The organism is Pseudomonas sp. Sample_24 (assembly GCF_004307605.1).
Taxonomy (GTDB): domain Bacteria; phylum Pseudomonadota; class Gammaproteobacteria; order Pseudomonadales; family Pseudomonadaceae; genus Aquipseudomonas.
The window spans coordinates 1-1,709 of record NZ_RCNW01000287.1 but is presented as its reverse complement, the minus strand read 5'-3'; the positions used below and the strand labels follow the sequence as shown (position 1 = coordinate 1,709).

Annotated in this window: 1 protein-coding gene; it reads left to right on the top strand. The window is 58.4% G+C overall.

The window, feature by feature from the left end:
- Positions 1 to 5 precede the first annotated feature (5 nt).
- Positions 6 to 1,322 carry a flagellar hook protein FlgE gene (gene flgE, locus D8V06_RS15775; RefSeq protein ID WP_130931271.1) on the top strand — a complete coding sequence of 439 codons (1,317 nt, stop codon included), beginning with the start codon at positions 6 to 8 and terminating at the stop codon, positions 1,320 to 1,322.
- Positions 1,323 to 1,709 lie beyond the last annotated feature (387 nt).

Genomic DNA, 1,709 nt, shown 5'->3' with positions numbered 1-1,709 from the left:
GGAACATGTCTTTTAACATCGGCCTTAGCGGTCTCTATGCCGCCAACAAACAACTGGACGTGACCGGCAACAACATCGCCAACGTTGCCACCGTCGGCTTCAAATCGTCCCGTGCGGAATTCGAAGATGTGTACTCCGCCACCCGGCTGGGTACAGGCACCAAGACCACCGGCAGCGGTGTGCGCCTGGCCAACGTCTCCCAGCAGTTCACCCAGGGTGACATCAACAACACCGGCAACGTGCTGGACATGGGCATCAACGGCTCGGGCTTCTTTGTGCTCAACGACAACGGCTCGCTGTCCTACACCCGTGCCGGTACGTTCAAGGTCGACAAGGAAGGCTACGTCACCAACACCGACGGCACTGCCCGCCTGCAAGGTTATGGCGTGGACGCCAACGGCAAGATCATCAATGGCGTGCTGACTGACCTGCGCATCGACACATCGAACCTGGCGCCGAAAACTACCACCACCGTTTCGTCGACGATCAACCTGGACTCCAAGTCCGATGTGATCGACACGGTGGCCAATCCGTTTGACCCGAGCAAGCCGGGAACCGCTTTCAACAAGCAGTTCAGCACCCAGATTTTCGATACGCAGGGCAACAAGCACCAGATGGACCAATACATGGTCAAGACGGGGCCCAACACCTGGGACGTCTATACCTTGATCGATGGTCGTAACCCCAATGGCAGCGATCCAATGAACGCCGCTTCGCGTCCGGTCCCTTCGACCATGGCGTTTGACACGAGTGGCAAGCTGGTTTCGGTCACCACGCCGGGCACACCTCCCGTCGTCAGCCCTGATCTGAAAATCACCGGCTGGATTCCGGGCAAAGTCACCAATGGCGTTTGGGCAGCCAACGGCGCAGCCTCTGACCCAGCGGGTGTGACGGTCACCATGACCAATACCACGCAATTCAATGCCGACAGCGCTCGCTCCATTCCTGCGCAAAATGGTTACGCCACTGGCCAGATCACCAACCTGACCATCGACGGCAGCGGTGTCATGCTGGCCAACTTCAGCAACTACCAGACCAAGCCGATCGGTCAACTGGCTTTGGCCAGCTTCACCAATGAGCAAGGCCTGCAGCCAGTGGGCGGTACCAGCTGGAAGGAAACTTTCGCCTCGGGTCAGCCAGGCTACGACGCGCCGCAGACCGGCAGCCTGGGGGAAATTCATTCCAACTCCCTGGAAGAGTCGAACGTCAACGTGACCAACGAACTGGTCGAGCTGATCAAGGCGCAGAGTAACTACCAGGCGAACGCCAAGACCATCTCGACCCAGAGCACTATCATGCAGACCATCATTCAGATGACTTGATGTTGGTTGAGTTGTAACGCTGTACGAAGAGCCCCTCGCAAGAGGGGCTTTTTTGTGGATGTCGCAGACCTGTAGGAGCGAAGCTCGCTCGCGATGAACGATTACACGGTAATCCAGACGAATCGTGAAGTGACCATCGCGAGCAAGCTTTGCTCCTGCTGAGGGGCAAAAGAAAACCCCCGGCAAGCCAGAGGCCTGTCGGGGGTTCGGATAAGCGCCTTTCGACGCCTACCGGCTCAGCTTATTGGCAAGCTTCGCAATCCGGCTCGTCGATGGCGCAAGCCTTCGGTACTGGAGCAGGACCGGCAGGCGCTGCCAGGACCGAGTCGTCACCGTGGTTGCCGCCGCTGGAAACAGCGTTCAGCTTGCCGGTGTTGATGGTCGACT